Source organism: Usitatibacter palustris (assembly GCF_013003985.1).
Taxonomy (GTDB): Bacteria; Pseudomonadota; Gammaproteobacteria; order Burkholderiales; family Usitatibacteraceae; genus Usitatibacter; species Usitatibacter palustris.
On the sequence record NZ_CP053073.1, the window covers coordinates 444,045 to 467,807 of the forward strand.

A 23,763-nucleotide genomic window follows, 5' to 3' on the forward strand; every position below is an offset into this window, starting at 1 on the left:
ACTCGCGGAACCAACGCCCGGTCCGGCTGCCCAACCCCCCACCCCGCCCCCCACAAAAGACTCCAATGACAAATCGCCTCGCCTCCTGGGCCTTCACGCTGGCTGCCCTGGCCACCGCCTTCGGCGCCGCCGCGCAGAACACCGAGCAGATCAAGAACGACCTGCGCAAGAAGTACCCCGATGCGCCGATCGAAACGGTGCGCAAGATTCCCTACGGCAACCTCTTCGAGGTGGTCGGCGGCGGCGAGGTGTTCTACACCGACGACAAGACGACGTTCCTGCTCATCGGCTCGCTCATCGACACGAAGACGAAGGAGAACGTCACCGAGGTGCGCATGCGCCAGGTGAACGCCGTGAAGTTCGATTCGCTGCCGCTCGAGTCGGCCATCAAGATCGTGCGCGGCAACGGCTCGCGTCGCATGGCGGTCTTCGAGGATCCGAACTGCGGCTACTGCAAGCGCTTCGAACGCGACCTCACGACGTTGAACGACATCACGGTCTACGTCTTCCTCTTCCCGATCCTCTCGCCGTCGTCCACGGAGCTCGCCAAGGCCGTGTGGTGCTCGCCCGATCGCCAGAAAGCGTGGCTCGACTACATGATTCGCGACACGCAGCCGGCGGCCGCCTCGACCTGCGAGAACCCGATCGACAAGATCGTGGCCTTCGGCCGCGAGAAGCGCATCACGGGCACGCCGACGTTGTTCTTCGAGGACGGTGAGCGCATTCCCGGCGCGGTGCCGGTGGCGCAGATCGAGCAGCGGCTGGTCGACGCCAAGAAGGCGATCGCCAGCGCGAAGTAGCTACTTCTTGCCGTTGAGCCCGGGGGGCGCGTAGCCCTTCGGGTACAGCACCCACATGCGGCCCGCCTGCCGCATCTTGCCCGCCTGGTTTCCGGCGGCATCCCCGAAGCCCCAGTAGAAATCCGCGCGCACGCCTCCGGCGATTGCGCCGCCGGTGTCCTGCGCGACCATCAGGCGATTGAGTGGCTGCGGTGAGTTCGGGAACGTCGTCGCGAGGAACACCGGAACGCCGAGCGGAATCACGCGCGGATCCACGGCGATCGAGCGCTCGCCCGTGAGCGGAACGCCCAGCGACCCGATGGGTCCGACGAGGTCCTTCGGCAATTCGCGGAAGAACACGTAGCTGGGATTCGCGTTGAGGTAGTCCTGCACCTTCTTCGGATTGCGACGCGCCCAATCCTTGATGCCCTGCATCGATGCCTTGTCGGCCGACAACTCGCCGCGCTGGATCAGCAGCCGGCCGAGCGAACGGAACGGGTGCCCGTTCTGGTCGGCGTACCCCACGCGCAACCGCTCGCCGTTTTCCAGCTGGACCTGGCCCGAACCCTGGATGTGCAGGAAGAAGACATCGATCGCGTCGTCCACCCACACGAGCTCCGCACCCTTCAGCGGCGCGGGTTCGCGATCGATGTCGCCACGCGCGAGGTAGGGCACGACCTTGTTGCCGTCGATGCGCCCGCGCAGCCGCCGGTGCTTGAGGTCCGGGTAGACCGACGTGAGATCGATCGTCACGAGGTCCTGCGGTGTCGCGTAAATCGGAAACTTGTAGCGCTTGCTGCGTGTCTTGCTGCCGTGGAGCAGGGGCTCGTAATAGCCGGTGACCATGCCCGCGTTGCTGTCGTCGGCGTTGAGGACGCGATACGGATCGAAGTTGAGCTCGAAGAAAGACACGAGGTCGCGCTCGGTGGCGTTCACCTGGAGCGTGGATGCGCCCGCGCAGACCGCCTTCCAGGCGTCGAACTTTTCGAGCGAGGGGCAACCGCGAACGAAGGCGACGACCGATTCGCGCAGGGACTCCTTTCCCCATTCGGGAATCTCGGCCCACGTGCCGGCCACCAACTTGCCGCGAGGTTCGACCTCGGGCGTTGGCGTCGGAACAGCGGGGCAAATCGGGGCGGGCGCGGGCGGACAGATGAGCGGCTCGGGCTCCGGCTCCGGTGCGGCGACGACGGGCGCGGGCGCCGGCTTGGGCGCGGGCGGCGGAGGTGTGGCGCAAGCGGCGACGAGAAGCGCGGCGATCGAGAGTACGGCGAGGCGGTGCGGCATCAGCGCGAGTATATTGGACGCGAACTGAAAAAGAGGTCGCGTGATGGGATGGGTCTTCCTGGAAATCGTTCTTGCGCTGGTGATCGCGGTCGCGATCGTGTGGTGGACGCTGCCGAAGAAGCCGAAGTGAAGTGCTGCGCTCAGTGCAGCACGCGCGGCACGCTGAGCGTGAACTCGGGAATCGGTGCGTCGAATCGCGTGCCGTCCTCGGCCACCATCTGGTAGGTGCCGCGCATCGTTCCCACCGACGTGGGAATCGAAGAGCCGCTCGAGTATTCGAACGTGTCGCCCGGACGCAGCGTCGGTTGCTCGCCGACCACGCCCATGCCGCGCACTTCCTGCACCTGGTTTTCCGCGTCCGTGATGATCCAGTGGCGGCTCACGAGCTGCGCGACGGTGTTGCCGTTGTTGGTGATGCGGATCGTGTAGGCGAACACGTAGCGGTCTTCTTCCTCGTCGGACTGGTCGGGAAGATACGTCGAATGCGCCGTCACGGCGACGCTGTATTTCTTTGCTTCGGGCATGGCGAAATGGTAGCAGGATTCAAGGGGTGTTCCGGGACGCCGCGCGGCGTTTCAACGTAGAATCGCCACGCCATGGCCGCCTCCAAATTCCGCATCGCCCCCAGCATCCTTTCCGCGGATTTCGCGCGCCTCGGCGACGAGGTTCGCGACGTGGTGGCGGCCGGTGCGGATCTCATCCACTTCGACGTCATGGACAACCATTACGTTCCCAACCTCACGGTGGGACCGCTGGTGTGCGAGGCGCTGAAACCGCACTGCGCGGTGCCGCTCGACGTGCACCTGATGGTGAAGCCCGTCGACCGGATCATTCCGGACTTCGCGAAGGCCGGTGCCGCGATCATCAGCTTTCACCCGGAAGCGAGCGAACACGTCGACCGCACGCTCGGCCTCATTCGCGACCAGGGCTGCAAGGCGGGGCTCGTGTTCAATCCGGCCACGCCGCTCGGTTACCTCGACCACGTGATGAACAAGGTCGACCTGATCCTCATCATGTCGGTGAACCCGGGCTTCGGTGGCCAATCCTTCATCGCGTCGGCGCTCGACAAGATCCGCGAAGCGCGCCGCCGCATCGACGCGAGCGGCCGCGACATCTGGCTGGAAGTCGACGGCGGCGTGAAGGCCGACAACATCGGGGCGATCGCGAAGGCCGGTGCCGACACGTTCGTCGCCGGCTCGGCGGTGTTCGGCGCAAAGGACCGCGCCGAGGCGCTGCGCAAGATGCGCGCGGAGCTCGCGAACGCCTGACCGCGGGGCGGGTTGATGCCCGAGTCGGATCGTTTACAATGGCTGCGCATCCCGACATTCACCTTTACGGCTCGTCATGACACTGCGCGGAAATCAATTCGGTTGGCGATGGCCTCGCTGGCGCTGAAGCGCTACGCACTGGCTTGCCCATTCGAAGTGACTACCGTGTGGTGATGCATGACTGAAACCGAATTCCTGGCGCTCGCCCGCGCCGGCTACAACCGAATCCCTGTTGCGCTCGAGACGCTCGCCGATCTCGACACGCCGCTTTCCATCTACCTCAAGCTCGCGGACAAGCCCGGCTCGTACCTGCTCGAGTCGGTCATCGGTGGCGAGCGCTTCGGCCGCTACTCGATCGTCGGCCTTCCCGCGCACGAGTGGCTCGAGTGCCGCGGGCGCGAGGCCACCTTGCTGCGTGGCGGCGTGGTTTTCGAGCGTCACCAGGTCGACGATCCTCTCGCGTTCGTCGATCGCTACCTCGCGTCGTTCAAGGCCGCGCCCCTGCCCAAGCCGTTGCGCTTCGCGGGCGGGCTCGCCGGCTATTTCAGCTATGACGCCGTGCGCCACATGGAAGCGAAGCTCGCGAACGACGCGCGTCCAGACCCGCTCGACCTGCCCGAGATCCGGCTGCTCCTCTCCGAAGAACTCGCGGTCGTCGACAACCTGTCGGGCAAGTTGCACCTCGTGGTCTACGCCGATCCCGCGCGCGATAACGCGTACGCCGCCGCTCAAGCGCGCCTGAGGCAGTTGCGTTCGCAGCTGCGCAATCACGCGACATTGCCTTCGCCGGGCGCGAAGTCGCCGCTCGCCACGCCGCGTTCCAACGTCGGGGAAACCGCCTTCCACGCCGCGGTGGCGAAGGCGAAGCGCTACATCACCGACGGCGACGTGATGCAGGTACAGATTTCGCAGCGGCTCTCGCAGCCGTTCGCCGCCTCGCCGGTGAATCTCTATCGCGCGCTGCGCTCGATCAATCCTTCGCCCTACATGTTCTTCTTCGACTTCGGCGACTGCCAGCTCGTCGGCGCCTCGCCCGAGATCCTCGTGCGGCGCGAGGCCGACAAGGTGACCGTGCGGCCCATCGCGGGCACGCGCAAGCGCGGCGGCACGCCCGAGAAGGACCTCGAGATGGAGCGCGAACTGGTGTCCGATCCGAAGGAACGCGCCGAACATCTCATGCTCATCGACCTGGGCCGCAACGACATCGGGCGCATCGCACGCACGGGCACGGTGAAGGTGACCGAGACCATGGTCGTCGAGCGCTACTCGCACGTGATGCACATGGTCTCGAACGTCGAGGGCGAAGTCGCCTCGGACCTTTCGCCGATGGGCCTGCTGCGCGCGACGTTCCCGGCGGGTACGGTCACGGGCGCGCCGAAGGTTCGCTCCATGGAGATCATCGACGAGCTCGAGCCCGAGCGGCGCGGCGTCTACGCGGGCGCGGCCGGCTACATCGGCTTCCAGGGCAACATCGACCTCGCGATCGCGATTCGCACGGGCGTCGTGAAGGACGGGCAGCTGCACGTGCAGGCTGCCGCGGGCATCGTCGCCGATTCCATTCCCGACAACGAGTGGCGCGAAACGCAGAACAAGATGCGCGCGCTGCTGGCCGCGGCCGAGCAGGTCCATGCCGGCCTCGACGCCGCGATCGACTGAGGAGCGCCCATGCTGCTCATGATCGACAACTACGATTCGTTCACCTACAACCTCGTGCAATACCTCGGGGAGCTGGGCGAGGACGTGAAGGTCGCGCGCAACGACGAGATCACGCTCGACGAGATTGCGCGCCTCGCGCCCGCGCGCATCGTCATCTCCCCGGGTCCGTGCACGCCCAACGAAGCGGGCGTCTCGCTCGGGCTGATCGAGCGCTTCGCGGGCAAGATTCCGATCCTCGGCGTTTGCCTCGGCCACCAGGCGATCGGCCAGGCCTTCGGTGGGCGCGTGATTCACGCGAAGGCACTGATGCACGGCAAGGTCTCGGCCATTCATCACGAAGGAGCCGGCGTGTTTCGCGGGCTTCCGTCGCCCTACCAGGCCACGCGCTATCACTCGCTCGCGATCGAACGCGAAAGCCTTCCCGCGAAGCTCGAGATCACCGCGTGGACCGAAGACGGCGAGATCATGGGCGTGCGCCACCGCGACCTCGCGGTCGAAGGCGTGCAGTTCCATCCCGAGTCCATCCTGACCGAGCACGGCCACAAGCTGCTCGGCAATTTCCTCGAATCGACGAAGGTGCCCTGACATGTTCACGCCCCAGGAAGCGATCAACCGTCTGTGCGACAAGCGCGAGATCTTCTACGACGAGATGGTCGACCTGATGCGCCAGGTCATGCAGGGACAGGTCTCGCCGGTGCAGCTTTCCGCGATCCTCATGGGACTGCACGTGAAGACCGAAAGCGTCTCGGAGATCGCTGCGGCGGCCGCGGTCATGCGCGAATTCTCGACGCGAGTCGATACGGCCGGCGCCGAACATCTCGTCGACACCTGCGGAACGGGCGGCGACAAGGCGCACACGTTCAACATCTCGACGACGGCCGCGTTCGTTGCCGCCGCCGCCGGCGCGCGCGTCGCCAAGCACGGAAATCGCGCGGTCTCCTCGCTTTCGGGCAGCGCGGATGTCCTCGAATCGCTCGGCGTCCACCTTGCGATCACTCCCGAGCAGGTGGGTCGCTCGATTCGCGAAGTGGGCGTCGGCTTCATGTTCGCACCCAACCATCATCCGGCGATGAAGCATGCCGCGCCCGTGCGCAAGGAACTGGGCATGCGCACGATCCTCAACATTCTCGGACCGCTCACGAATCCCGCGGGCGCGCCGAATCAGGTGATGGGCGTCTTCCACGTTGACCTCGTCGGCATCCAGGCGCGCGTACTCAAGATGCTCGGCGCGCGGCACGTGCTCACCGTGCATGGCAGCGACGGCCTCGACGAAATCACCCTCTCGGGCCCGACCTGGGTCGCCGAGCTCAAGCACGACTTCATCACCGAGTACGCGATCGAGCCCAAGCAGTTCGGCCTCGACGTCGCGCCGCTCGAGGCGATCCAGGCGAAGGGCAAGGAGGAGTCGAAGGCGTATCTGCTCGCGGTGCTCGCCAATGAGCCCGGCCCGGCGCGCGACATCGTGATCATCAACGCCGCGGCGGCGCTGTATGTCTCGGGCGTTTCCGCGAGCCTGTGGGATGGCGTGGCGGCCGCGCGTGAAGCGATCGCCAGCGGCGCCGCGCGGCGCAAGCTCGACCAGCTCGTCGAGTTCACGCAAGCGTGCGCGAAAAGCAACGCCTGACGTGAGCGACATCCTCGAGAAGATCCTCGCCACCAAGAAGGCGGAAGTCGAGGCCGGGCGACAGGCGCGCCCGCTCGCGCAGCTGGAGCGCGAAGCGCGGGCGGCCCCGCCGCCTCGCGGATTCGAGCGCGCCCTTCGCGCGCGGATTGCCGCCGGCCATTCGGCCGTGATCGCCGAGTTCAAGCGAGCGAGCCCCAGCCGGGGCGTGCTGGGCGCTTCGCTCGATCCGGCTGAAGTCGCGCGCAGCTACGAACGCCACGGAGCGTCATGTCTCTCCGTGCTCACCGACTCGATTTACTTTTCCGGATCGCCCGCCGACCTCATCGCGGCGCGCGCAGCGTGCGCGCTGCCCGTCCTGCGCAAGGACTTCGTGGTCGACCCCTGGCAAGTCCACGAAGCCCGCGCCATGGGCGCCGATTGCATCCTGCTGATCGTCGGTGCGGTGGATCCACCCGCATTGCGCGAGCTCGAGCGCCTTGCCCGATCGCTGGGAATGGACGTCCTCGTCGAGTGCCACGACGGCGACCAGCTGGAGGTCGCTCTGGGACTCGAAACCTCGCTCATCGGGGTCAATAACCGCGATTTGCGGACGTTTGCCGTGCGGCTGGAGACAACCCTCGACCTCCTCCCGCGGATCCCGGCGGCGCGCCTGCTGGTTACCGAGAGCGGCATCGCCTCACCTGAGCATGTCCGAAGGCTTTCGGAGGCGGGGGTGAGGGCCTACTTGGTGGGAAGCGCGTTCGTGGAAACCGGGGACCCCGGACCGGCCCTTTCCAGGCTTTTTTCGGGGCCCAAAGGGGGGGGTTAGGGTGTTGCATTTATGCAACAACACCCCCTAAATTGTTGCGAATTGGGGTGTTTACCACTTGAGGGAACGCGGTGGCTTTGGCATCATGCCAGTGGCTTCTCAAAAGACTAAGTGGGAAATGTGGCAAGGATCGGGGAAGCGAGTCCCCACGCCATTCCTAGCGTTCCAGCACTCACGGCCTCACTCAACAAAGGAGATTCAGATGAACAAGAAATTGATCGCTCTGGCTGTCGCGGGTGCCTCGTTGGCCCCCGCCGCCATGGCTCAGACCGCGAACCCGGTGACGCTCTACGGGCGCATCTGGGTAATGGCCGAGAGCGTCGAGGCGTCGGGCGGCGTGGCATCCATTGCCCGTCGTAACCGCGTTTCCGACCAGTCGTCCCTGCTTGGCGTGCGTGGTACCGAGGACCTGGGTGGCGGCCTGAAGGCCGTGTTCCAGCTCGAGACCGGCTTCGCTCCCGATGCCAACATGACGACCTTCGCCACGCGTAACAGCGGCGTTGGCCTGCAAGGTGGCTTCGGCACGATCATGCTCGGCCGCTGGGATACGCCGTTCAAGACGACGCAGACCGCCGTTGACGCCTTCGGCGACAACGCGCTTGGCGACATCACTGGTGCGACGATGAACGGCGGCAACTTCAGCCGTCGCGAGCAGAACAACATCCAGTACTGGTCGCCCAGCTGGGGTGGCTTCGAGTTCCGCGCGCAGTACACGGCTAACGAAGGCAAGGCTGCCAACGTGAACCCGTACGTGTACGGCGGCTCGGTCGCCTGGACGCGTGGCAACTTCTACGCGGCCATCGCCTACGAACAGCATCGCGACCTGAATGGCGCGACGCCGACGCAAGGCAACAAGGAAGAAGGCACGGGCATCGCCGCCAGCTATCGCATGGGCAACCTGAAGTTCTCGGGCCAGTACGGCGAGTACAAGGAAACGAATCTCTCGAAGCAGAAGTCGTATTACCTGGGCCTCGAGTGGTTCGTCGGCAAGCACGTGTTCCTGGGCACGTTCCAGAACGCGAAGGATGGCGTTGCTGCCGGTGCCAGCGCCGAGTGCGATATGTACTCGTTCGGTTACCAGTACGTGTTCTCCCGCCGCACGATGTTCGGCGTGAACTACACGGAAGTTAAGAACGACAGCGGCAACCTTTGCAACTTCGGTTCGAACGCTCTGACGATCACGGGCAACCAGGATCCGAAGGGTTTCGCAGCCGGCTTCCGCCACACGTTCTAAGCAATACAGTTCCGGGAACGGGCGCGGCGTGAGCCGCGCCCGTTTTCTTTTGCGGGTTCCATATTCGCTATGCTTGACCCATGAGCACGTCTCTCGCTGACCGCGTGTTGATCGCCGCCGATGCCGCCTTGCGAACGCTGGCAGGCGTCACGGCCGGTTCTCGCCGCAGCCCGGCGACGACTGCCGAGGCCGGCCCCGACGACGCTGCGCGGCGGCATTCCGCCGGGCTCATGCGCGTCAATCACAGTGGTGAGATCTGCGCGCAGGCGCTCTATAGCGGCCAGGCAATCATGGCGCGCGACGACGGCGTTCGTGCCGCGTTGCAACGCGCTGCGTCAGAGGAGCGCGACCATCTCGCGTGGTGCCGAGGCCGGCTCGAAGAGCTCGAGTCGCGTCCCAGCCTGCTCGATCCGCTTTGGTATGCGGGATCGTTCGCATTGGGCGTCGCATCAGGAATGGCCGGAGATCGCTGGAGCCTGGGCTTCCTCGTCGAGACGGAAAAGCAGGTCGAGCATCATCTTGATGAACATCTCGATCGGCTGCCTCCGGGCGACCATCGCAGCCGCGAGATCCTCGAGCAGATGCGCCTCGATGAAATCGCGCATGGCGCGAGCGGTGAGGCACTGGGCGCGCAGGCGCTGCCCTTGCCCGTGAAGCTCGCGATGAAAGCCGCGTCACGAGTGATGACGCGTTCCGCCTACTGGGTTTGACGCGGGCCGCTCAGGCCTCGCGTATCTCGAAGTCGAAGGCGATCTCGGCACTCTTCGCGAGCATGATCGTCGCGGAGCAGTACTTTTCCTTGGACAGTTTGATGGCCCGCTCCACCTGCGCGGCATCGAGTCCACGGCCCGTAACGATGTAGTGAAGGCGGATGCGGGTGAACACCTTGGGATCGGTTTCCGCACGATCGGCCTCGAGCTCGACCACGCAATCGGTGATCGGCTGGCGCGCCTTTCGCAGGATGTGCACGACATCGATGGCCGAGCATGCACCCGTTCCCATCAGCACGAGTTCCATCGGGCGCGAACCGAGATCGCGTCCGCCGACATCCGGCGCCGCGTCGACCACGACGGCGTGGCCCGACCCGCTCTCCGCGACGAACGTCATGCCCTCCACGAGCTTTACGCGCGCCTTCACGCGGGCGTTTCGGGCGCGACGCGGTTCGCCTCGAGCCAGGTCTTGATCAAGGTCCACGAGACCGCAAGCAGCACGGGGCCGACGAACAAACCGATCAACCCGAACGCGATCGCACCGCCAAAGACTCCGAGGACCACCAGCAGCATCGAAAGGCCGCCGGCTCGGCTCATGAGGATCGGCTTCACGAAGTTATCGACCGAGCTAATGACGGCGGCACCGTAGATGAGCATGAAGATGGCCCAACCCGATTGATCCTGCGCGTAGAGCCATGCGGCCGCGCCTCCCCAGATGAGGACAGGCCCCATCGGGATGAGCGAAAGAATGAAGGTGAGCGCCGCGAGCAGGAACGCACCCGGAACACCGGCGATCAAGAAGCCCACGAGGGCCACGAAGGCTTGCGCCACGGCCGTCCCGATGAGTCCGTAGACGACGCCCTTGATCGTGTTCTGAGCGGTCATCATGAGGGTGTGTCCTTGCTCGTTGCCTGCAAGCCGCGAGACGGCATTGCGGAACAGGCCCACGGCCCGCTCGCCATCGCGATAGAAAAAGAACGCCACGAAGATCGCGATGAGCACCTGGACGAGCCCGGTACCGACAGCGCTTCCGAGTGCGAGGGCGAGGCCCTTCGCGGGTTCCGCGAAGCGCCGCGCGAGCGCGACGATTTCGGCGCGGCTCTCGAGCAGCTTGTGCCAGTACGAGTCCAGTGCGGGGCCGATCATCGGGAGCTCCTTGATGAAGGCCGGAAGCTCGATCGATTCGCGACGGTCGAGCAACGAGCGCACCGCCTCGATCAGATCACCCGAATTGATGATCAGGCTCTGCGCGGCCAACGCGACCGGCAATGCAATGACGATCAGGAGGCCCAGCACGAAGATGAGGGCGGCCAGGCTGCCGCGGCCCCCCAGCCGGGTCCGGAGCCAGGCGTAGGCGGGCCAGGTGGACATGCAGAGGATCACGGCAAAGAGGATGGCCGCCAGGAAGCTGCTGAGGACCAGGAACGACCCGACCACCAGGAGGAGGACGACGGCAATGCGGGCGTATTGCTCGAATCGGGAGGTTTCCATGGCGGCCAGTCGTAGGGGTCTTTGGATTCTAGCCGACCCCGTGTTTGACACAAAGGGCTGATTTATATAAAATTTCGAGTTCGGTACCCCAAACAAAGCGTCCAAAGTATTGCCGGCATGGTGCTGGCAGCACCCAGGGATGCGGACATAAGGAATGACATGAAGACCTTCTCGGCCAAGCCGCACGAGGTCCGGCGCGACTGGTTTGTCGTCGACGCTACGGACAAAGTGCTCGGTCGCCTCGCGGCAGAAGTCTCGCACCGCCTGCGTGGCAAGCACAAACCCGAATTCACGCCCCACGTGGACACTGGTGACTACATCGTCATCGTGAACGTGGAGAAGCTGCGCGTGACCGGTGCCAAGGAAACGGACAAGAAGTACTACCGCCACTCGGGCTATCCGGGCGGCGTGTACGAAACCAATTTCAGGAAGCTCCAGGCGCGCCATCCGGATCGCGTCCTGAAGCTCGCGGTCAAGGGCATGCTACCGAAGGGCCGCCTGGGCTACGCGATGATCAAGAAGCTCAAGATCTACGCCGGCCCCGCGCACCCGCACGCGTCCCAGCAACCCAAGTCCCTCGAGATCTAAGGAGCCCGCCATGATCGGCAAGTACAACTACGGTACCGGCCGCCGCAAGAATGCGGTGGCGCGGGTCTTCATCAAGACGGGCAAGGGCACGATCACCGTGAATGATCGTCCGCTCGACGAATACTTTTCGCGCGAGACCGGCCGGATGATCGTTCGCCAGCCCCTCGAGCTCACGAACCACGGCGCGACGTTCGACATCAAGGTCAACGTGTTCGGCGGTGGTGAGTCGGGCCAGGCGGGTGCGGTGCGCCACGGCATCACGCGTGCGCTCATCGAATACGATCCCACGCTCAAGCCGGCGCTTTCGAAGGCGGGCCTCGTCACGCGTGATGCGCGCGAAGTCGAGCGCAAGAAGGTCGGCCTGCACAAGGCGCGACGTCGCAAGCAGTTCTCGAAGCGATAGGCGGAGAGCGCTGTTCGATTGCGCTCAGGTCGAGAAAGCCGCCTTTTCCGGGCGGCTTTTTCGTTCTGAGAAGCCTTCCGGTGGGGCAAAGTGAGGAAGGGTAGAGGCACATGATCAAGGTCGGCATTGTCGGAGGTACGGGCTACACAGGCGTCGAGCTGCTGAGGCTGCTCGCCCAGCATCCGGACGTGGAGATCCTGACCATCACGTCCCGCGGCGACGCGGGCACGAAGGTCGCGGACATGTTCCCGTCGCTGCGCGGCCGCGTGGACATTTCGTTCACGGATCCGGCGAAGGCGCCGCTCGCGCAGTGCGATTGCGTGTTTTTCGCGACGCCCAACGGGGTCGCGATGTCGCAGGCGAAGGCGATCCTCGACGCCGGTGCGCGGATCGTGGACCTGTCCGCCGATTTTCGCCTGAAGGATCGCGCCGTCTGGGAGAAGTGGTACAAGGTGACTCATGCGGCGCCCGAACTCATTGCCGAGGCCGTCTACGGCCTTCCGGAAGTCAACCGTGCGCGCATCAAGGGCGCGCGCCTCGTTGCGAATCCCGGTTGCTACGCGACGGCCGTGCAGCTCGCGCTCCTGCCACTGGTCGAGTCGGATTTCGTCGACCATCGCAGCTTCATCGCGGATGGCAAGTCCGGCGTGAGCGGCGCAGGGCGCAAGGCCGAGGTGAACCTGTTGTTCTCCGAAGCCTCGGACAATTTCAAGGCTTACGCCGTGCACGGGCATCGTCACCACCCCGAGATCGTCGAGAGCCTTCAAAGCCTCGAGAACGCATCGGGTCGGAAGATCGGCCTGACGTTCGTTCCGCACTTGGTACCGATGGTGCGCGGCATCCTCGCGACGGTCTACGCGCGCATCGAGCGCGAAGCTGATTTCCAGTCGCTCTACGAGAAGCGTTTCGCCGGCGAGCCTTTCGTGGACGTCCTCCCGCCGGGCAGCCAGCCCGAGACGCGCTCGGTGCGGGGATCGAACCAGTGCCGCATCGCCGTGCATCGTCCAATGGATGGCGACACGTTGGTCGTGCTGGCGGTCGAGGACAACCTCGTGAAGGGTGCGGCGGGGCAGGCCGTTCAGAACATGAACCTCATGTTCGGTTTCCCGGAGAGCCGTGGAATCGACCAGATCGCGGTCGTTCCGTGAGAGGAATCGCGCGCAGATTGCGAAGCAGCTTCGGCATGCGCTCCGCGCGCATGACGATTCGCTCGCAGCTCGCGTGGTATTGGCGTTGGCTGCTCAACATCCTGATGATGGTCGCGGTCGGCGGCATCGTCTGGTGGCTCGTGCAGAACAGCTACCGGATCACCGGCTTCAACCATGACGAGGCCCGAGAACAGATTGCTGCCCTGGGCGAGGAAAACCGGGGGCTCAAGCGCGACCTGGAGACGGCGCGCAGCAGCCTGACCGAGCGCGACCGGCAGTTGCAGATCGAGAAGGCATCGCAGTCGGAGCTCGCGCGATCGTTCACGCAGTTGCAGGACGAGAACGCCGCGCTGAAGGAGGATCTCGGCTTCCTTCGCAACATCATGTCGTCCGGGGCTACGCCTGAGGGGCTCGGTGTCTCGAATCTGAAGGTCGAATCCGATGGCCGGCCGCAGGAATATCGATACCGGATGCTTCTCACCCAGGGCGGGCAACGCAAGCAGGACTTCAAGGGACGCATCCAGGTCGTCGCGCATGTCCAGCATCGCGACGGATCGGCGAGCCTCACGTTTCCGGAAGCCGCGGCCGGCGACGCGGCAGGTGCCGTGGACTTCCGCTTCTACCAGAAGATCGAGGGCCGGTTCCGGCTGCCCGACGGGGCCATCCTGAAGAGCGTGGACGTCCGCGTCCTTGCGCTGCCCGGGGGACAGGTTAAACTGTCCCGTACCGTGAACATGCCGTAGGAGAATTTCAATGTTCGGTAAGTCCAACAATTCGAGCCCGATCGACAGTCTCATCGGTGCCGGTACGACGATCGAAGGGGATATCTCCTTCACGGGCGGATTGCGAATCGACGGAAGCGTGAAGGGCAACGTGACTGCGACGGGCAGCAAGCCCGGCACTCTCGTGCTCTCGGAGCTCGCGAAGGTCGAGGGCGAGATCAACGTCGCGCACGTGGTCATCAACGGCACTGTTGCCGGGCCGGTTCGTGCCTCCGAGTACGTCGAACTTCTGCCCAAGGCGCGGGTCACAGGCAATGTCTCGTACAAATCCATCGAGATTCACGTTGGGGCGATCGTGATGGGCCAGTTGGTCTACGAAAATCCCCAGAAAAGCGACAAGGTCGTCGAGCTGAAGCCCGCCACGGGCGGCGCCGACTGAATCAAGCGACGAACAGGAGACGGAAATGAATGACATGACCACTGCGTTGCCCGATCCGCTTCTCTTCAGCGAGAGCGCGGCCAACAAGGTGAAGGCGCTCATCGAGGAAGAGGGCAACAACGACCTCAAGCTGCGAGTGTTTGTCACTGGCGGCGGTTGTTCGGGCCTTCAGTACGGTTTCACGTTCGACGAGATGACCAACGAAGACGATACGGTCATGCAGAAGAACGGCGTGAGCCTGCTCATCGATCCGATGAGCTACCAGTACCTGATGGGTGCGGAGATCGACTACACCGAGGGACTGGAGGGCGCGCAGTTCGTGATCAAGAATCCGAATGCCGTATCCACGTGCGGCTGCGGATCGTCGTTCACGGTCTGATTTTCACCGCTCAGCATCGATCGAAGGGGAGCCGCGGCTCCCCTTCGTGCTTTCAGGCCGGGTAGATCGCGCCGAGGATTCGCGGACCGTTCGCCCCCGTGACGCCGCGCAGGTCGATGGCTTCGCGGCGGAGGCACTTCATCGCAAACCAGGCGAACGCCGCGGCTTCCACGTGGCCACTGGGAATACCCAGCGTGTCGGTGGTGGTGACCCTCGCGGGCTTGCACAGCTCGCGCACGCGTGAGAGCAATGCAGGGTTGCGAGCTCCCCCTCCGCACAGCGCAACCTCACCAACAACCGCACCGTATCGAGCGACAGCGTCGGCGATGGATCGGGCCGTCGCTTCGAGCAGGGTCGCCTGGATGTCCTGCGCGGTGGTGCCTTTCGGAACCTTCGCGTCCAGCCACTCGAGGTTGAAGAGCTCGCGCCCCGTGCTCTTCGGCGGCGGCTTGTCGAAGAACGGATCGGCAAGAAGACTCGCGAGGAACCGAGGCTCCACCTTGCCCCCTCCTGCCCATTTTCCATCCTCGTCGTAGGGCGTGCCCAGGTGTCGCTGCGCCCACGCATCGAGAAGCACGTTGCCAGGTCCGCAATCGAATCCAGTGTGAGGTTTTCCGGGAACGAGTAGGGACACATTGCTGATTCCACCTACATTCACGATCGCTCTGGCGATTGTGGCGTGGCGGAAAACGTGATCGTGGAACGCGGGCGCAAGTGGCGCGCCCTGGCCACCGGCGGCCATGTCACGGCGACGAAAATCGGCGACGACGTCGATGCCAACAAGCTCGGCGAGCCGCGCGGGATCGTTCAGCTGGATGGTGAATCCGCGTTCGGGACGATGGCGAACAGTCTGTCCATGACATCCGATCGCCGCGATCCGCTCTCGTCCCAGGCTCGCGCGCGCCATGGTCTCGCGCACCGCCGCAGCGTAGGCCTCTGCAAGGTCGATCGTGGCCTCTGCGGACGCGTCCAGGGAATCCGTCTCGGCGTAGTTCAACGCGAGCAACCGCTTGCGAAGGTCGGGCGCGAAATCGATCGTGGCGAAGGCGACGGTGCGCGGTGGCGAATGCTCGAAGTCGACGATAGCGGCATCCGCGCCGTCGAGGCTCGTGCCCGACATCACGCCGGCGTACAGCGGCGTCACGTCAGTCGAAGCGCAAAGCGTTGGCCGCGGTTCGTACGCGTCCGAGCGTTGTGCGCGCCTCAGTCGCAGTGGCGTCGAAGCGAGCCTTCGAAGCGGCAGGTACCGGCGTGGCCTTCGGCAACGCGACCTTCATCGGGTCCTGATGGGCGCCGGAGATCTTGAACTCGTAGTGAAGATGCGGTCCCGTGGCCCAACCCGTGGCGCCGACGAATCCGATGGGATCGCCCTGTCGAACGCGCGCGCCGGTGCGAATCGCTGGCGCGAAACCAGACAAGTGTCCGTACAGCGTCGTGATACTGCCGCCGTGTTTGATCTCGACCGCATTGCCGTATCCGTTGCGCCACCCCGCGCCAATCACGTGTCCGTCGGCTGCCGCCAACACGCGCGTGCCCCGAGGCGCGGCGAAATCGACACCGGTGTGTGCACGCCAGTTGTTGAAGATGGGATGAAAACGGGCGCCGAAGCCGGAGCTCACGCGCGAGAACTCCACCGGTGATCGCAGGAAAGCCTTTGCGCGATTCGTGCCGTCGAGATCGTAGTGGCCTTCGTTGCCCTCGTCGTCCCGGAAGAGCACGGCGTGATAGCGCCGTCCGTCGTTCACGAACTCGGCACTGAGGATGCGGCCCGCAGTCACCAGCTCACCCGAGTCGTAGAGCATCTCGTAGACGACCGTGAAGCGATCGCCTTTGCGAAGGTCGCTATGGAAATCGATGTCCGTGGCGAAGACCCGCGTGATCTGCATGGCAATGGCGTCCGGGATGCCCACCGAATCCGTCGCTGCGAAAAGGGACGACTGGATCGTTGCAGCCTTGTGGAACACGCGCGGCGGATCGGCGATCGCGCGTTCATTGGCTACAAATCCGTCGGGAGTCCGCATGATTTCGAGCAGACCCTGGGGCCCGAGGAAATAGCGCAACGCGAGCAACTCGCCTTCGGGACCGGTCTCGGCCTGGAGAAGCTTGCCGGGCACGAGCTGGCGAAAGATCATCCGTCCCTTCGCGTCGCCGCGAAGGAACTCCAGGGCGCGCGGATCGCGAACGCCGAGGCGATCGAACAATGCGGCAACCGTGTCTCCCCTGAGAACACGCTCCTGGGCGACAAAACGTGCCACGGAGAGGTTCTGTTGCTCGGGAAGCGGCAGCGAGATGGGTTGCTCGACGATCGCTACCTCGTGGCGGTGCGTTACCGTCGCGGGGGCTACGCCAAAGGCGGTTACTACGCCGAGCGCCGGCATTACGAGGAGCAAGGCAGCGGCCGTGACCTGCCGCAATGGTCTGAGGCGAGCCGAGCGCTGCGCTAAAATGTCCGCCTTTTGGGCAAGCATTGCATCGTCCTGCATGAACTGGTCGCAGGATACCAGAAACATCCCCGCAATCCGAAGAAAAACGGAATCAAATCAATGACTCAGTCGTCCGATCTCGCCGAAATCCGGCGCGGAACCAGCGAACTCCTGCTCGTGGAGGACCTCGAGCGGAAGCTGGCGCGCGGCAAGCCGCTGCGAGTGAAGGCTGGGTTCGACCCCACGGCACCGGATCTTCACCTGGGCCACACGGTCCTGCTCAACAAGATGCGCCAGTTCCAGGACATGGGGCACCACGTGATGTTCCTGATCGGCGATTTCACGGGAATGATCGGCGACCCGAGTGGGCGCAATGCGACGCGACCGCCCCTCACGCCCGAGCAGATCGCGGAGAACGCCGAGACATACAAGGCGCAGGTCTTCAAGGTTCTTGATCCCGCGAAGACCGAAGTCCTGTTCAACTCCGTCTGGAGCGAGAAGCTCGGCGCGGCAGGAATGATTCGCCTTGCGTCGAAGTACACGGTGGCACGCATGCTCGAGCGGGACGATTTCTCGCAGCGCTTCGCCGATCAACGCCCCATCTCGATCCACGAGTTCTTCTATCCATTGATGCAGGGATACGACTCGGTGGCGATGCGCGCGGATGTCGAACTGGGCGGAAACGACCAGAAGTTCAACCTGCTCGTGGGACGCGAATTGCAGAAGGACTTTGGGCAGGAGCCACAGGTGATCCTCACGATGCCGCTGCTCGAGGGCATTGGCGGCACGGAGAAGATGTCCAAGTCATTGGGCAACTATGTCGGGATCAACGAGCCGCCCGACGACATGTTCGGCAAGCTGATGTCGATCTCGGATGAGCTGATGTGGCGCTATGTCGAACTGCTCTCGTTCGAATCGCTTGCGACTATCCAATCCTGGAAGCGATCGGTGGGTGAGGGCGCCAATCCGCGGGACATCAAGGTGCGCTTCGCGCAGGAGATCGTTGCACGGTTCCATGATCGCGCGGCTGCCGAGGCGTCCTTGGCGAACTTCGAATCCCGTTTTCGCCATGGCGGCGTACCGGACGACCTTGAGGAACAGTTCATCGACGCTCCAGGCGGCGATGCAACGCTTGTCCAGGTGCTCAAGTCATCGGGCGTGTGCCCGAGCACGTCGGAGGCCATCCGCATGATCGAGCAGGGGGGCGTCCGGGTGAATGGCGAGAAGGTGAGCGACAAGGCGCTGAAACTGCCGGTCGGAAGTACCTACGTCCTGCAGGTGGGCAAGCGCAAGTTCGCCCGCGTCACCCTGAAGCGGGCGGCATAGCCTTTGCCGGCAGTGCTATTCGGCTGTTGACCGAGGTCCCGAACCCGGCTAGAATAGTCGGCTTCGTTGGTCGAGCTGGGGGTTTCATTCGCCCGGCTTGGTCGACATGCTCTTTAACAAGTTACAGCCGATAGAGGTGGGTGTTGTGGGCGTTGTTGCGAGCCTGCTTCACGTGGGTGCCTGTTATGGGTGCGAAGCGTGTTGTGGGGATCTCGGATAAAGCAATGCTTGCAGTGCTCACTTTTGAATCCAAGTGATTCGAGTGAGTTTTAAATGGATTGAACTGAAGAGTTTGATCCTGGCTCAGATTGAACGCTGGCGGAATGCTTTACACATGCAAGTCGAGCGGCAGCGCGGGGGCAACCCTGGCGGCGAGCGGCGAACGGGTGAGTAATACATCGGAACATGTCCAGTCGTGGGGGATAACCTGGCGAAAGCCAGGCTAATACCGCATGAGCTCGGGAGAGGAAAGCGGGGGACCGTAAGGCCTCGCGCGATTGGGTTGGCCGATGTCCGATTAGCTTGTTGGTGAGGTAAAGGCTTACCAAGGCGATGATCGGTAGCTGGTCTGAGAGGATGATCAGCCACACTGGGACTGAGACACGGCCCAGACTCCTACGGGAGGCAGCAGTGGGGAATTTTGGACAATGGGGGCAACCCTGATCCAGCCATTCCGCGTGAGTGAAGAAGGCCTTCGGGTTGTAAAGCTCTTTTGTCCGGAGCGAAACGGTTACGGTGAATATCCGTGACTACTGACGGTACCGGAAGAATAAGCACCGGCTAACTACGTGCCAGCAGCCGCGGTAATACGTAGGGTGCGAGCGTTAATCGGAATTACTGGGCGTAAAGCGTGCGCAGGCGGGCTTTTAAGCCAGACGTGAAATCCCCGGGCTTAACCTGGGAATGGCGTTTGGGACTGGGAGTCTGGAGTGCGGCAGAGGAGACTGGAATTCCTGGTGTAGCAGTGAAATGCGTAGATATCAGGAGGAACACCGATGGCGAAGGCAGGTCTCTGGGCTGACACTGACGCTCATGCACGAAAGCGTGGGGAGCAAACAGGATTAGATACCCTGGTAGTCCACGCCCTAAACGATGTCGACTGGTTGTTGGGGGTTTGACACTCTCAGTAACGAAGCTAACGCGTGAAGTCGACCGCCTGGGGAGTACGGCCGCAAGGTTAAAACTCAAAGGAATTGACGGGGACCCGCACAAGCGGTGGATTATGTGGATTAATTCGATGCAACGCGAAAAACCTTACCTACCCTTGACATGTCCTGGAGCCTGAAGAGATTCGGGTGTGCCCGAAAGGGAACGGGAACACAGGTGCTGCATGGCTGTCGTCAGCTCGTGTCGTGAGATGTTGGGTTAAGTCCCGCAACGAGCGCAACCCTTGTCATTAGTTGCCACATTTAGTTGGGCACTCTAATGAGACTGCCGGTGACAAACCGGAGGAAGGTGGGGATGACGTCAAGTCCTCATGGCCCTTATGGGTAGGGCTTCACACGTAATACAATGGCGCGTACAGAGGGCTGCGAAGGGGCGACCTGGAGCCAATCCCTTACAAAGCGCGTCGTAGTCCGGATTGCAGTCTGCAACTCGACTGCATGAAGTCGGAATCGCTAGTAATCGCGGATCAGCATGTCGCGGTGAATACGTTCCCGGGTCTTGTACACACCGCCCGTCACACCATGGGAGCGGGTTTCACCAGAAGCCGGTCGCTTAACCGCAAGGGGAGCGCCGACCACGGTGAGATTCGTGACTGGGGTGAAGTCGTAACAAGGTAGCCGTATCGGAAGGTGCGGCTGGATCACCTCCTTTCTAGAGAAGAGATTGTCGCCGCAGCGGTTTTACCTGCAGCGCCCACCATCTATCGGTTGTTTCTTAGCGTGCGAGAGCGCCCAGGAATCGGGTCTGTAGCTCAGTTGGTTAGAGCACCGTCTTGATAAGGCGGGGGTCGATGGTTCGAATCCATCCAGACCCACCAACTTTGCGTGGGGTCCTGGAGGGCGCGATCAAAAGAAGAAGAGGCGCTAGGGGAGGCGAGAAGCGGGGCTGTAGCTCAGTTGGGAGAGCACCTGCTTTGCAAGCAGGGGGTCGTCGGTTCGATCCCGTCCAGCTCCACCAGTTTTGTTCTGTGTTGAGGGTGCATCGGAGAGTGCGTGTATGCGCGTGCTCCTCGATGCTTCTTTATTGAAGTCATCGATCGGCTGCTCTTTAACAATTCGGGATTAGAAGGTGGTGTGTTCGCGTGGTTCTTTTTGCGCGTGGATGCCCGTGGCAAGCGATTGCCTGGGATATCCGCTACAGCGTGCAAAGTGTTTAAGAACCGGGGCGCGATCACACGACTGGGTGATGTATTGCATGTTCATCAAACTCGTTTGTTTTGATGGACGCACAAGCGCGCGAGAGAACTATAGCTGCGTGGTGCGAGGAACTTTACCTCGGACCTGCTCCCCGCAAGGGGGGCGGCAAGGTTATAGGGTCAAGCGAATAAGTGCATGTGGTGGATGCCTTGGCGATTACAGGCGACGAAGGACGCGACAGCCTGCGATAAGCTGCGGGGAGCCGGCAAATGGGCGCTGATCCGCAGATTTCCGAATGGGGAAACCCGGCCCGTCATAGGGTCACCTCGCTCTGAATACATAGGAGCGAAGGAGCGAACGCGGAGAACTGAAACATCTCAGTAACCGCAGGAACAGAAATCAACCGAGATTCCCAAAGTAGTGGCGAGCGAAATGGGAAGAGCCTTCGAGCTTTAGCGCGAGCGTTAGCGAAACGGTCTGGAAAGTCCGGCCATAGCGGGTGATAGCCCCGTACGCGAAAACGAATGCGTGGAACTGAGCTCGAGACAAGTAGGGCGGGACACGTGAAATCCTGTCTGAAGATGGGGGGACCATCCTCCAAGGCTAAATACTCGTAATCGACCGATAGTGAACCAGTACCGTGAGGGAAAGGCGAAAAGAACCCCGGGAGGGGAGTGAAATAGATCCTGAAACCGCATGCATACAAACAGTCGGAGCCTGGAGCAATCCGGGTGACGGCGTACCTTTTGTATAATGGGTCAGCGACTTACGTTGCGTTGCGAGCTTAAGGCTTGATGCCGAAGGCGAAGCGAAAGCGAGTCTGAATAGGGCGATTCAGTAGCGCGGCGTAGACCCGAAACCGGTTGATCTATCCATGGCCAGGCTGAAGGTGGGGTAACACCCACTGGAGGGCCGAACCCACGCCCGTTGAAAAGGTCGGGGATGAGCTGTGGATAGGGGTGAAAGGCTAAACAAAACCGGAGATAGCTGGTTCTCCTCGAAAACTATTGAGGTAGTGCGTCGTGTATTGCCTACGGGGGTAGAGCACTGTTATGGCTAGGGGGCCGCTATAGGCTTACCAAACCATTGCAAACTCCGAATACCGTAGAGCTCGAGCACGGCAGACAGTCCCCGGGTGCTAACGTCCGGGGACAAGAGGGAAACAACCCAGACCGCCAGCTAAGGTCCCCAATATCGGCTAAGTGGAAAACGAAGTGGGAAGGCACAGACAGTCAGGAGGTTGGCTTAGAAGCAGCCATCCTTTAAAGAAAGCGTAATAGCTCACTGATCGAGTCGTCCTGCGCGGAAGATGTAACGGGGCTCAAGCCGATAACCGAAGCTGCGGATCGATGGAGCAATCCATCGGTGGTAGAGGAGCGTTCCCTACGCCTGCGAAGGTGACTCGTAAGGGTTGCTGGAGGTATGGGAAGAGCGAATGCTGACATGAGTAGCGATAAAGCGGGTGAAAGGCCCGCTCGCCGAAAGCCCAAGGTTTCCTGCGCAACGTTCATCGGCGCAGGGTGAGTCGGCCCCTAAGGCGAGGCGGAGACGCGTAGCTGATGGGAATCTGGTCAATATTCCAGAACCGCCGACGGGTGCGATGTGGGGACGGAGAAGGTTATGCGAACCGGCTGTTGGATGTGCCGGTGAAGCGTGTAGGCAGATCCCTTAGGGAAATCCGGGGGGTCAATGCTGAGGCGCGGGACGAGGAGAGCTTGCTCTCCAAAGTCGCGGATACCCTGCTTCCAGGAAAAGCCACTAAGCTTCAGCCCGTTGGGACCGTACCGCAAACCGACACAGGTGGGCAGGATGAAAATTCTCAGGCGCTTGAGAGAACTCAGGAGAAGGAACTCGGCAAATTGACACCGTAACTTCGGAAGAAGGTGTGCCTTTGGTAGGTGAACCCGTACAGGGGGAGCCGAGAAAGGCCGCAGAGAATCGGTGGCTGCGACTGTTTATCAAAAACACAGCACTCTGCTAAGACGTTGGAAGTCGACGTATAGGGTGTGACGCCTGCCCGGTGCCGGAAGGTTAAGTGATGGGGTGCAAGCTCTTGATCGAAGCCCCGGTAAACGGCGGCCGTAACTATAACGGTCCTAAGGTAGCGAAATTCCTTGTCGGGTAAGTTCCGACCCGCACGAATGGCGTAACGATGGCCACACTGTCTCCTCCTGAGACTCAGCGAAGTTGAAATGTTTGTGAAGATGCAATCTCCCCGCGGCTAGACGGAAAGACCCCATGAACCTTTACTGTAGCTTTGCATTGGACTGTGACGCTGTCTGTGTAGGATAGCTGGGAGGCTTTGAAGCCGGGTCGCCAGACTCGGTGGAGCCAACGTTGAAATACCAGCCTGACGACGTTGCGGTTCTAACCTGGGCCCCTTGACGGGGTCGGGGACCGTGCATGGTAGGCAGTTTGACTGGGGCGGTCTCCTCCCAAAGAGTAACGGAGGAGTGCGAAGGTCACCTAGGTACGGTCGGAAATCGTACTCATAGTGCAATGGCATAAGGTGGCTTGACTGCGAGACTGACAAGTCGAGCAGGTGCGAAAGCAGGTCATAGTGATCCGGTGATTCTGAATGGAAGGGTCATCGCTCAACGGATAAAAGGTACTCTGGGGATAACAGGCTGATTCCTCCCAAGAGTTCATATCGACGGGGGAGTTTGGCACCTCGATGTCGGCTCATCACATCCTGGGGCTGTAGCCGGTCCCAAGGGTATGGCTGTTCGCCATTTAAAGTGGTACGTGAGCTGGGTTCAAAACGTCGTGAGACAGTTTGGTCCCTATCTGCCGTGGGCGTTGGAGATTTGACGGGGGCTGCTCCTAGTACGAGAGGACCGGAGTGGACGTATCCCTGGTGTACCGGTTGTCACGCCAGTGGCATTGCCGGGTAGCTATATACGGAAGAGATAACCGCTGAAAGCATCTAAGCGGGAAACTCGCCTGAAGATGAGATCTCCCGGAGGCTCGACCTCCCTGAAGGGTCGTGGTAGACCACCACGTTGATAGGCCGGGTGTGCACGGACGGTAACGTCCTTAGCTGACCGGTACTAATTGCCCGTGTGGCTTGACTCTATAACCTTGCGAAAAGCTTGTGAGTCCTGCAACGCAAAACCAAGAACCAAAATGCAGGCAGCAATGCCTCGCCCAGCAACACCTTCTATCCATCCCGAAC

Annotated in this window: 21 protein-coding genes, 2 tRNA genes and 2 rRNA genes; 19 read left to right on the top strand and 6 right to left on the bottom strand. The window is 62.4% G+C overall.

Annotation, left to right across the window (positions count from 1 at the left end; genetic code table 11):
- Nucleotides 1–65: 65 nt before the first annotated feature.
- Nucleotides 66–800 carry a DsbC family protein gene (locus tag DSM104440_RS02465; RefSeq protein ID WP_171160437.1) on the top strand — a complete coding sequence of 245 codons (735 nt, stop codon included), beginning with the start codon at nucleotides 66–68 and terminating at the stop codon, nucleotides 798–800.
- On the opposite strand, the gene mltA is transcribed toward DSM104440_RS02465, so the two are convergent.
- On the bottom strand, nucleotides 801–2,066 hold the full coding sequence (mltA, locus tag DSM104440_RS02470; protein ID WP_171160438.1) for a murein transglycosylase A: 1,266 nt from the start codon (nucleotides 2,064–2,066) through the stop codon (nucleotides 801–803). It abuts the gene before it with no gap.
- Nucleotides 2,067–2,206: 140 nt separating this feature from the next.
- On the bottom strand, nucleotides 2,207–2,590 hold the full coding sequence (gene apaG / locus DSM104440_RS02475) for a Co2+/Mg2+ efflux protein ApaG (RefSeq protein ID WP_171160439.1): 384 nt from the start codon (nucleotides 2,588–2,590) through the stop codon (nucleotides 2,207–2,209).
- A gap of 72 nt (nucleotides 2,591–2,662) precedes the next feature.
- Between apaG and rpe the strand changes: the two genes are divergently transcribed.
- The 7 genes from rpe to coq7 all read left to right on the top strand — a co-directional run bounded on the left by rpe (nucleotide 2,663) and on the right by coq7 (nucleotide 9,366).
- On the top strand, nucleotides 2,663–3,334 hold the full coding sequence (gene rpe, locus DSM104440_RS02480) for a ribulose-phosphate 3-epimerase (RefSeq protein WP_171160440.1): 672 nt from the start codon (nucleotides 2,663–2,665) through the stop codon (nucleotides 3,332–3,334).
- 177 nt (nucleotides 3,335–3,511) lie between these two features.
- Nucleotides 3,512–4,990 (top strand): anthranilate synthase component I, encoded by a 1,479-nt coding sequence (gene trpE, locus DSM104440_RS02485; RefSeq protein WP_171160441.1) that lies wholly within the window; start codon nucleotides 3,512–3,514, stop codon nucleotides 4,988–4,990.
- A 9-nt stretch (nucleotides 4,991–4,999) separates the two neighbouring features.
- The gene (locus DSM104440_RS02490) at nucleotides 5,000–5,575 is read left to right on the top strand and encodes an aminodeoxychorismate/anthranilate synthase component II (protein ID WP_171160442.1); all 576 of its coding nucleotides are present in this window, start codon (nucleotides 5,000–5,002) and stop codon (nucleotides 5,573–5,575) included.
- Nucleotide 5,576: 1 nt separating this feature from the next.
- The gene (gene trpD / locus DSM104440_RS02495) at nucleotides 5,577–6,614 is read left to right on the top strand and encodes an anthranilate phosphoribosyltransferase (protein WP_171160443.1); all 1,038 of its coding nucleotides are present in this window, start codon (nucleotides 5,577–5,579) and stop codon (nucleotides 6,612–6,614) included.
- Between the two features lies 1 nt (nucleotide 6,615).
- Nucleotides 6,616–7,422 carry an indole-3-glycerol phosphate synthase TrpC gene (gene trpC, locus DSM104440_RS02500; RefSeq protein WP_171160444.1) on the top strand — a complete coding sequence of 269 codons (807 nt, stop codon included), beginning with the start codon at nucleotides 6,616–6,618 and terminating at the stop codon, nucleotides 7,420–7,422.
- Nucleotides 7,423–7,624: 202 nt separating this feature from the next.
- Complete coding sequence (locus DSM104440_RS02505) at nucleotides 7,625–8,656, top strand: porin (RefSeq protein ID WP_171160445.1); 1,032 nt, start codon at nucleotides 7,625–7,627, stop codon at nucleotides 8,654–8,656.
- 80 nt (nucleotides 8,657–8,736) lie between these two features.
- Nucleotides 8,737–9,366: a 2-polyprenyl-3-methyl-6-methoxy-1,4-benzoquinone monooxygenase gene (coq7, locus tag DSM104440_RS02510; RefSeq protein ID WP_171160446.1), complete on the top strand. Its 630-nt coding sequence runs from the start codon at nucleotides 8,737–8,739 to the stop codon at nucleotides 9,364–9,366.
- 10 nt (nucleotides 9,367–9,376) lie between these two features.
- Here the strand turns inward: coq7 and DSM104440_RS02515 are convergent, their stop codons facing one another.
- Together DSM104440_RS02515 and DSM104440_RS02520 are read right to left on the bottom strand one after the other, a co-directional pair.
- Nucleotides 9,377–9,793, bottom strand: coding sequence for an OsmC family protein (locus DSM104440_RS02515; RefSeq protein WP_171160447.1), 417 nt, complete (start codon nucleotides 9,791–9,793; stop codon nucleotides 9,377–9,379).
- Nucleotides 9,790–10,857: an AI-2E family transporter gene (locus DSM104440_RS02520; RefSeq protein WP_171160448.1), complete on the bottom strand. Its 1,068-nt coding sequence runs from the start codon at nucleotides 10,855–10,857 to the stop codon at nucleotides 9,790–9,792. The genes DSM104440_RS02515 and DSM104440_RS02520 overlap by 4 nt, the downstream gene beginning before the upstream one ends.
- A gap of 159 nt (nucleotides 10,858–11,016) precedes the next feature.
- On the opposite strand from DSM104440_RS02520, the gene rplM reads away from it, so the two are divergent.
- The 6 genes from rplM (at nucleotide 11,017) to erpA (ending at nucleotide 14,536) form a co-directional block, all read left to right on the top strand.
- Complete coding sequence (gene rplM, locus DSM104440_RS02525; RefSeq protein WP_171160449.1) at nucleotides 11,017–11,445, top strand: 50S ribosomal protein L13; 429 nt, start codon at nucleotides 11,017–11,019, stop codon at nucleotides 11,443–11,445.
- Nucleotides 11,446–11,455: 10 nt separating this feature from the next.
- Nucleotides 11,456–11,848 (top strand): 30S ribosomal protein S9, encoded by a 393-nt coding sequence (gene rpsI, locus DSM104440_RS02530; RefSeq protein WP_171160450.1) that lies wholly within the window; start codon nucleotides 11,456–11,458, stop codon nucleotides 11,846–11,848.
- Nucleotides 11,849–11,958: 110 nt separating this feature from the next.
- The gene (gene argC, locus DSM104440_RS02535) at nucleotides 11,959–12,996 is read left to right on the top strand and encodes an N-acetyl-gamma-glutamyl-phosphate reductase (RefSeq protein WP_171160451.1); all 1,038 of its coding nucleotides are present in this window, start codon (nucleotides 11,959–11,961) and stop codon (nucleotides 12,994–12,996) included.
- Nucleotides 12,997–13,031: 35 nt separating this feature from the next.
- Nucleotides 13,032–13,739 (top strand): DUF6776 family protein, encoded by a 708-nt coding sequence (locus tag DSM104440_RS02540; protein WP_171160452.1) that lies wholly within the window; start codon nucleotides 13,032–13,034, stop codon nucleotides 13,737–13,739.
- Nucleotides 13,740–13,749: 10 nt separating this feature from the next.
- Nucleotides 13,750–14,157 carry a bactofilin family protein gene (locus DSM104440_RS02545; RefSeq protein WP_171160453.1) on the top strand — a complete coding sequence of 136 codons (408 nt, stop codon included), beginning with the start codon at nucleotides 13,750–13,752 and terminating at the stop codon, nucleotides 14,155–14,157.
- Between the two features lie 25 nt (nucleotides 14,158–14,182).
- Entirely contained in the window at nucleotides 14,183–14,536 is a 354-nt protein-coding gene (gene erpA, locus DSM104440_RS02550) for an iron-sulfur cluster insertion protein ErpA (protein WP_171160454.1), read from the top strand.
- A 52-nt stretch (nucleotides 14,537–14,588) separates the two neighbouring features.
- Here erpA and DSM104440_RS02555 read toward each other — a convergent pair whose 3' ends face one another.
- The gene (locus tag DSM104440_RS02555; protein WP_171160455.1) at nucleotides 14,589–15,680 is read right to left on the bottom strand and encodes an anhydro-N-acetylmuramic acid kinase; all 1,092 of its coding nucleotides are present in this window, start codon (nucleotides 15,678–15,680) and stop codon (nucleotides 14,589–14,591) included.
- A 1-nt stretch (nucleotide 15,681) separates the two neighbouring features.
- Entirely contained in the window at nucleotides 15,682–17,046 is a 1,365-nt protein-coding gene (locus tag DSM104440_RS02560) for a M23 family metallopeptidase (RefSeq protein ID WP_171160456.1), read from the bottom strand.
- 33 nt (nucleotides 17,047–17,079) lie between these two features.
- On the opposite strand from DSM104440_RS02560, the gene tyrS reads away from it, so the two are divergent.
- From tyrS to DSM104440_RS02585, 5 genes are all read left to right on the top strand, one after another.
- Complete coding sequence (gene tyrS, locus DSM104440_RS02565) at nucleotides 17,080–18,285, top strand: tyrosine--tRNA ligase (protein WP_171160457.1); 1,206 nt, start codon at nucleotides 17,080–17,082, stop codon at nucleotides 18,283–18,285.
- 280 nt (nucleotides 18,286–18,565) lie between these two features.
- Nucleotides 18,566–20,103 (top strand): 16S ribosomal RNA (locus DSM104440_RS02570).
- 89 nt (nucleotides 20,104–20,192) lie between these two features.
- A tRNA-Ile gene (locus DSM104440_RS02575) sits at nucleotides 20,193–20,269 on the top strand.
- A gap of 64 nt (nucleotides 20,270–20,333) precedes the next feature.
- A tRNA-Ala gene (locus DSM104440_RS02580) sits at nucleotides 20,334–20,409 on the top strand.
- 356 nt (nucleotides 20,410–20,765) lie between these two features.
- Nucleotides 20,766–23,663 (top strand): 23S ribosomal RNA (locus DSM104440_RS02585).
- Together the 16S and 23S rRNA genes with 2 tRNA genes alongside form the textbook arrangement of a ribosomal RNA operon.
- The last annotated feature ends 100 nt before the right edge of the window (nucleotides 23,664–23,763 follow it).

Coding starts and splice junctions, on each gene's coding strand:
- DSM104440_RS02545 (WP_171160453.1), top strand. CDS start 13,750: ATGTTCGGTAAGTCCAACAATTCGAGCCCGATCGACAGTCTCATCGGT.
- tyrS (WP_171160457.1), top strand. CDS start 17,080: ATGACTCAGTCGTCCGATCTCGCCGAAATCCGGCGCGGAACCAGCGAA.
- DSM104440_RS02520 (WP_171160448.1), bottom strand. CDS start 10,857: ATGGAAACCTCCCGATTCGAGCAATACGCCCGCATTGCCGTCGTCCTC.
- rplM (WP_171160449.1), top strand. CDS start 11,017: ATGAAGACCTTCTCGGCCAAGCCGCACGAGGTCCGGCGCGACTGGTTT.
- DSM104440_RS02540 (WP_171160452.1), top strand. CDS start 13,032: ATGCGCTCCGCGCGCATGACGATTCGCTCGCAGCTCGCGTGGTATTGG.
- trpD (WP_171160443.1), top strand. CDS start 5,577: ATGTTCACGCCCCAGGAAGCGATCAACCGTCTGTGCGACAAGCGCGAG.
- rpsI (WP_171160450.1), top strand. CDS start 11,456: ATGATCGGCAAGTACAACTACGGTACCGGCCGCCGCAAGAATGCGGTG.
- DSM104440_RS02560 (WP_171160456.1), bottom strand. CDS start 17,046: ATGTTTCTGGTATCCTGCGACCAGTTCATGCAGGACGATGCAATGCTT.
- rpe (WP_171160440.1), top strand. CDS start 2,663: ATGGCCGCCTCCAAATTCCGCATCGCCCCCAGCATCCTTTCCGCGGAT.
- coq7 (WP_171160446.1), top strand. CDS start 8,737: ATGAGCACGTCTCTCGCTGACCGCGTGTTGATCGCCGCCGATGCCGCC.
- trpE (WP_171160441.1), top strand. CDS start 3,512: ATGACTGAAACCGAATTCCTGGCGCTCGCCCGCGCCGGCTACAACCGA.
- mltA (WP_171160438.1), bottom strand. CDS start 2,066: ATGCCGCACCGCCTCGCCGTACTCTCGATCGCCGCGCTTCTCGTCGCC.
- DSM104440_RS02505 (WP_171160445.1), top strand. CDS start 7,625: ATGAACAAGAAATTGATCGCTCTGGCTGTCGCGGGTGCCTCGTTGGCC.
- argC (WP_171160451.1), top strand. CDS start 11,959: ATGATCAAGGTCGGCATTGTCGGAGGTACGGGCTACACAGGCGTCGAG.
- erpA (WP_171160454.1), top strand. CDS start 14,183: ATGAATGACATGACCACTGCGTTGCCCGATCCGCTTCTCTTCAGCGAG.
- apaG (WP_171160439.1), bottom strand. CDS start 2,590: ATGCCCGAAGCAAAGAAATACAGCGTCGCCGTGACGGCGCATTCGACG.
- DSM104440_RS02490 (WP_171160442.1), top strand. CDS start 5,000: ATGCTGCTCATGATCGACAACTACGATTCGTTCACCTACAACCTCGTG.
- DSM104440_RS02465 (WP_171160437.1), top strand. CDS start 66: ATGACAAATCGCCTCGCCTCCTGGGCCTTCACGCTGGCTGCCCTGGCC.